This window comes from Myroides odoratimimus (assembly GCF_001485415.1).
Taxonomy (GTDB): Bacteria; Bacteroidota; Bacteroidia; order Flavobacteriales; family Flavobacteriaceae; genus Flavobacterium; species Flavobacterium odoratimimum.
The window spans coordinates 1-5,819 of record NZ_BCMQ01000056.1 but is presented as its reverse complement, the minus strand read 5'-3'; the positions used below and the strand labels follow the sequence as shown (position 1 = coordinate 5,819).

General features: G+C 35.7%; 4 protein-coding genes. All 4 read left to right on the top strand.

All coding sequences use genetic code 11. The features are described 5' to 3' along the window. A partial coding sequence (locus tag MODO_RS18755) for a TraG family conjugative transposon ATPase (RefSeq protein WP_059051728.1) occupies window positions 1-1,825 on the top strand: 1,825 nt, incomplete at its 5' end. A 32-nt stretch (window positions 1,826-1,857) separates the two neighbouring features. Continuing rightward, on the top strand, window positions 1,858-2,490 hold the full coding sequence (locus MODO_RS18750) for a DUF4141 domain-containing protein (protein WP_059051726.1): 633 nt from the start codon (window positions 1,858-1,860) through the stop codon (window positions 2,488-2,490). 2 nt (window positions 2,491-2,492) lie between these two features. Further along, complete coding sequence (gene traJ, locus MODO_RS18745) at window positions 2,493-3,326, top strand: conjugative transposon protein TraJ (protein WP_439951141.1); 834 nt, start codon at window positions 2,493-2,495, stop codon at window positions 3,324-3,326. A 534-nt stretch (window positions 3,327-3,860) separates the two neighbouring features. Next, window positions 3,861-5,669 (top strand): group II intron reverse transcriptase/maturase, encoded by a 1,809-nt coding sequence (ltrA, locus tag MODO_RS18740; protein WP_025124851.1) that lies wholly within the window; start codon window positions 3,861-3,863, stop codon window positions 5,667-5,669. The last annotated feature ends 150 nt before the right edge of the window (window positions 5,670-5,819 follow it).

Sequence of the window (5,819 nt, the reverse complement as noted above, 5' to 3'; positions counted from 1 at the left end):
ACATACCCTTTCAAGTACAGATGATTTACCTACTGAGGTATCTTATTTATCACGCTATGAAAAGCTATCAACCGATAAAAGCAGTATGGCTTTATCGTTTGCCTCGCCTGTTGGACTCTTGCTTAATTGTAATCATATCTACAATCAGTATTTGTTTATAGAGGATAGTGATTACAATCTAAAGCAGTTTGAAAAGTCGGCTAAGAATATGCATTCACTAGCTAGATACAGTAGAGCTAATCAAATTAATAAGTTTTGGATTGAGGAATATCTAAATGAAGCTCATAGCAAAGGGCTTACCTCTATAAAAGCTCACTTTAATGTAATGGCTTGGTCAGATAATCCAAGTGAGCTTAAACAGCTTAAAAACGACTGTGGAAGCGCAATTGCTTCTATGGAGTGTGTACCAAGACACAATACGGTTGATGCTGCGACACTTTACTGGGCTGGTATGCCAGGGAATAGCGCAGACTTTCCAAGTGAAGAGAGCTTTTATACGTTCATAGAGCCTGCCTTATGCTTTTTCTCTGGGGAGACCAACTATCAAAACTCGCTATCTCCCTTTGGAATTAAAATGGCAGATCGGCTTACTGGTAAACCAATTCATTTAGATATTTCAGATTTACCAATGAAAAAAGGAATTATCACCAACCGCAACAAGTTTATCTTGGGACCATCGGGAAGTGGTAAGAGCTTTTTTACCAATCATATGGTAAGGCAGTATTATGAGCAAGGCGCGCATGTACTGCTTGTTGATACAGGAAACTCTTACCAAGGATTATGCGAGCTAATTAAAGGCAAAACAAAAGGGGAGGACGGTGTATATTTTACATACACTGAAGAAAACCCAATTGCTTTTAATCCTTTCTACACTGATGATGGCGTGTTTGATATTGAAAAAAGAGAGAGTATTAAAACTCTCATTTTAACTCTTTGGAAGCGCGATGACCAGCCGCCCTCACGAGCTGAGGAAGTGGCGCTTTCAAACGCAGTTAGTGGCTATATCCAAAAACTTCAAACAAGTAATTTAAAACCAAGCTTCAACAGTTTTTATGAGTATATCAAAACGGATTACAAAGCTGAGTTAGAACAAAAACAGGTTAGAGAAAAGGACTTTGATCTGGCTAACTTTTTAAATGTACTAGAGCCCTACTACAAAGGAGGAGAATACGACTATTTATTAAACTCAGAAAGTGAGCTTGATTTACTAAATAAATGCTTTATCGTCTTTGAAATTGATAGCATAAAAGACCACAAAATCCTGTTTCCCATTGTGACTATTATCATCATGGAAGTGTTTATAAACAAGATGAGACGCCTTAAAGGACAGCGCAAGCTAATCTTAATAGAGGAGGCTTGGAAGGCCATAGCCAAAGAAGGTATGGCGGACTACCTGAAATATTTGTTCAAAACCGTTAGAAAGTTCTTTGGAGAGGCAATTGTAGTTACTCAAGAGGTAGATGATATTATTCAATCTCCGATTGTAAAGGAGAGTATTATCAATAACTCTGATTGTAAGATCCTACTTGATCAGCGCAAGTACATGAACAAGTTTGATGATATACAAGCGATGCTTGGCCTTACAGACAAAGAAAAAGCTCAGATCCTTTCAATAAACCTAAACAACAACCCTAACCGCCTTTATAAAGAAGTATGGATAGGTCTTGGAGGTACTCACTCAGGTGTGTATGCTACAGAGGTAAGCTATAGTGAGTATTTAGCTTATACCACAGAAGAGACAGAAAAATTAGAGGTAATGAATCTGGCTAAAGAACTTGATGGTAATGTAGAGATGGCTATAAAACGCTTAGTACAAGAAAAATAGTAAGAGTAGACAATCAATTAAAACATATCACAATGAAAAAACTATTACAGATAGTAATGGTAGCGATGCTACTTATTCTACCAATAAAGAACTATGCCCAGTGGGTAGTTACAGATCCCACAAATTTGGCATCAGGTATTTTAAACAGTGCCAATGAAATTATACAAACTTCTTCAACAGTTAGCAATGTAGTTAAAAACTTCAAAGAAGTAGAGAAAGTTTATAAACAAGGGAAGGAGTATTACGATAAACTTCAAGCAGTAAATAACCTGGTTAAAGACGCAAGGAAGGTGCAACAAACTGTGCTTTTAGTAGGAGAAGTATCAGAGCTATATGTCAAAAACTTTGGTAAGATGCTCAATGATCCTAACTTCTCTGCTCAGGAGCTTGTCGCTATAGCCAACGGATATTCAGTTCTACTTCAAGAAAGCACAGAGCTTGTCAAAGAACTCAAACAGATTGTAAGCGCTTCGAGTTTGTTTTTAAATGATAAAGAGCGTATGGATATTATCGATAGGGTTTACAAAGAGGTAAAAGACTATCACAACCTTGTTAGTTACTACACCAGAAAAAATATAGGTATTAGTATCTTAAGATCGAAGAAGAAAAACAATACCCAAAGGGTACTTGATCTATATGGTACCTCGAATCAAAAATATTGGTAGCTATGGGAGATAGTAATTTACACGAGGTACTTCAGAACCTCTATTACGATATGATGCCACTATCAGCCCAAATGGCAGGGGTGGCTAAAAGTTTAGCAGGTCTTGGGGCTCTTTTTTACATCGGTATTAAAGTATGGCAAGCCTTAGCAAGAGCAGAACCTATTGATGTGTATCCGATGCTTAGACCATTTGCTTTGGGTATTTGTATTATGTTTTTCCCCACGCTTGTTCTAGGAACTTTAAATACAGTTTTAAGTCCAGTTGTAAAAGGTACACATCAGATATTAGAAAATCAGGTAATTGATATGACTTCCTTACAACAAAAGAAAGATATTTTAGAAAGAGAAGCGATGCTGAGAAATCCTGAAACAGCTTATTTAGTCTCAGATGAAGAATTTGATAAAAAGCTTGATGAGCTTGGTTGGTCGCCCTCTGATTTAGCTGCTATGACAGGAATGTATTTAGAGAAATGGCAATATGATTTTCAAAAGAACCTAAGAGATGGTTTTAGAGAGATATTAGAAATGCTCTTTCAAGCAGCCGCTCTGGTTATCGATACCATTCGGACATTCTTCTTAGTGGTACTCTCCATACTTGGTCCCATTGCCTTTGCTATTTCAATATGGAGTGGTTTTGAATCTACACTTTTACAGTGGCTCACGCGGTATATCAGTGTGTACCTCTGGCTACCTGTAGCGGATTTATTCAGTGCTATGCTCGCTAAGATTCAATCGCTAATTATCGAAAGAGATATGCAGATGCTTGCAGATCCGAGCTATGTTCCAGATACGTCTAATACTGCGTATGTCATTTGTGCGCCCGTAAAGGTTATGTAATAAATATGTCTTTAGCAAGACATCAGGCCAGTATTCTAAAGCCTGTCATCATCCGACTTATTTGTAAGGGAAACTAAACAAGGAGTGTAGCATGTCGGAAAAAGCATAAGTCAGATAGTTATCATTCTGCGACTGAATGACAAGATGAAAAGATAGATATAAGGATAAAATCCGAATTGATTAAATGATAATCCAAGCGGTAGTTGTAGGGACTTTGACGTAAGATAACTATACTCGTCATATTATGATACTTCACTATTGAAGATGAGTAGATGAAGCAAGAATAAATCATAACGCAACCATAGTAAATGGTAAAGGGTGGAAGTCATATCCGAGAATCTATTAAGCTAAGTTATTACATAGCAAACGGGGATTACCTAAGTTGAAATGCCGAAAGGCTATGAGGTTTTAGTCTCTGAATATTCAATAAGGTAACGGAGCTTCCGTAGTAGTCCGAGCAAGGGAAAGCCTTGTACATGGCAAAGGGAAGCAGTTAAAGGTTTGATATAATTAATGAAAAATGTGAGAGACATTATGAGAAATTCAATAAAAATATTAAACGGTCTATCAAAGCATAGTCCACAAGTAAACTATAAATATGAAAGACTCTATAGAATCTTGTTTAATCAAGAAATGTTTTTTAATGCCTATCAGCGAATCTACGCTAAACCGGGTAATATGACAGCAGGTTCTGATGGTAAGACAATCGATGGAATGAGTCTAGAACGTATCAATAAGTTAATAGAAGTGTTACGTAACGAAACATATCAACCACAGCCAGTTAGACGGGTTTATATACCAAAGAAAAATGGAAAAATGCGTCCTCTAGGAATACCAACATTTGATGATAAATTAGTGCAGGAAGTAATACGTATGATTTTAGAAGCTATTTACGAAGGGCAATTTTTAGATTGTTCTCATGGCTTTAGACCAAAGCGAAGTTGCCATACAGCATTAACAAAGATTCAGAAAACATTTACTGGAGCAAAATGGTTCATTGAAGGAGACATAAAAGGTTTCTTTGATGGAATTAACCATGATATACTTATTAGTATTCTTCAAGAACGAATTTCTGATGAACGATTCATTAGATTAATCAGAAAATTCTTAAGAGCAGGCTATGTTGAAGAATGGACTTTTTACAAAACCTATAGTGGAACACCACAAGGAGGAATTGTAAGTCCTATTCTTGCCAATATTTACCTAGATAAATTAGATAGGTATGTAAAGGATTATATAAAATGTTTTGATAAGGGAATTAAGAAAAAGCCCAACGAAGCGCGATTGAAACTTGATACAAAGAAGAAAATGGCAATGCAAAAACTTAAAGTTGTTAAAAATGAAAATGAGCGCCTTTGTGTAGTAAAACAACTCAAAGCTATTGATAAAGAAAGGTTATCCATTACAAGTAATGATGAAATGGATGATAGCTTTAAAAGAATGAAATATGTAAGATATGCAGATGATTTTATAATTGGTGTAATAGGAAGTAAAGAAGATAGTAAGAGGATTAAAGAAGATATTAAGAACTTTCTTGAGTCGAAACTAAAACTTGAACTGTCAGAAGAAAAAACTTTGATAACCCACACACAAAGAGCTGCAAAATTTCTTGGTTATGAAATTCTAGTGAATAAAAGTAATCTTGCTAAAAGAGACAAGATGGGAAGAATGATAAGATCTTTTAATAAAAAGGTATATCTGAAACTATCTATGGATACAATAAAAAAGAAACTACTTGATTTTGGGGTTCTGGAAATTAAAATGAACAAAGGGAAAGAGGTGTGGAAAGCAAGAGAACATCGCAAAAGTATCAATAATGATGATTTGGAAATTCTACAAAAGTTTAATTATACACTAAGAGGATTTCATAATTACTACGCGATAGCTAATAATAGCTCTCTACTACACTCTTTTAAGTATATAATGCAATATAGTATGTACAGAACCTTCGCAGGAAAGTACAAAACATCTGTTGCAAAAATTGCTCAGAAGTACAAGATAAATGGAGAGTTTACAATTAGTTATCTCAATAGAAAATCAGAGGTTAAAACACAGACTTTTTACAACGAAAATTTTAAAAGAAGGAGACCTGTAGAGAATACACAGCTTGACATAAAATCTATAATTTATCATGCTAACAGAACGAGTCTAATTGATAGACTTAAAGCTGAAAAGTGTGAGATATGTGGAGAACAAGGAGCTCTAGATATGCATCATGTTAGAAAACTCAAAAACTTAGATGGTAAAGGATATGCCGATAAGTTGATGATTGCAAGACGCAGAAAAACTATTGCTCTTTGTAGAAGCTGTCATCAAAAAACTCATGCAGGTAAGATGGACTGACTCTTTAATGGAGAGCCGGATACGCGGAGACGTGTAAGTCCGGTTCGGGGGCGAGCATTTGAAAACCTACCATAGAAATATGAAAAGGCGTTGGATGCTTAGCCTACTTATGATCATTGGTATAGTAGGATATTTTACAATCCCTACAGT

Excerpts from the sequence above, each read along its gene's own strand:
- MODO_RS18750 (WP_059051726.1), top strand. The coding sequence starts at position 1,858 with ATGAAAAAACTATTACAGATAGTAATGGTAGCGATGCTACTTATTCTA.
- traJ (WP_439951141.1), top strand. The coding sequence starts at position 2,493 with ATGGGAGATAGTAATTTACACGAGGTACTTCAGAACCTCTATTACGAT.
- ltrA (WP_025124851.1), top strand. The coding sequence starts at position 3,861 with ATGAGAAATTCAATAAAAATATTAAACGGTCTATCAAAGCATAGTCCA.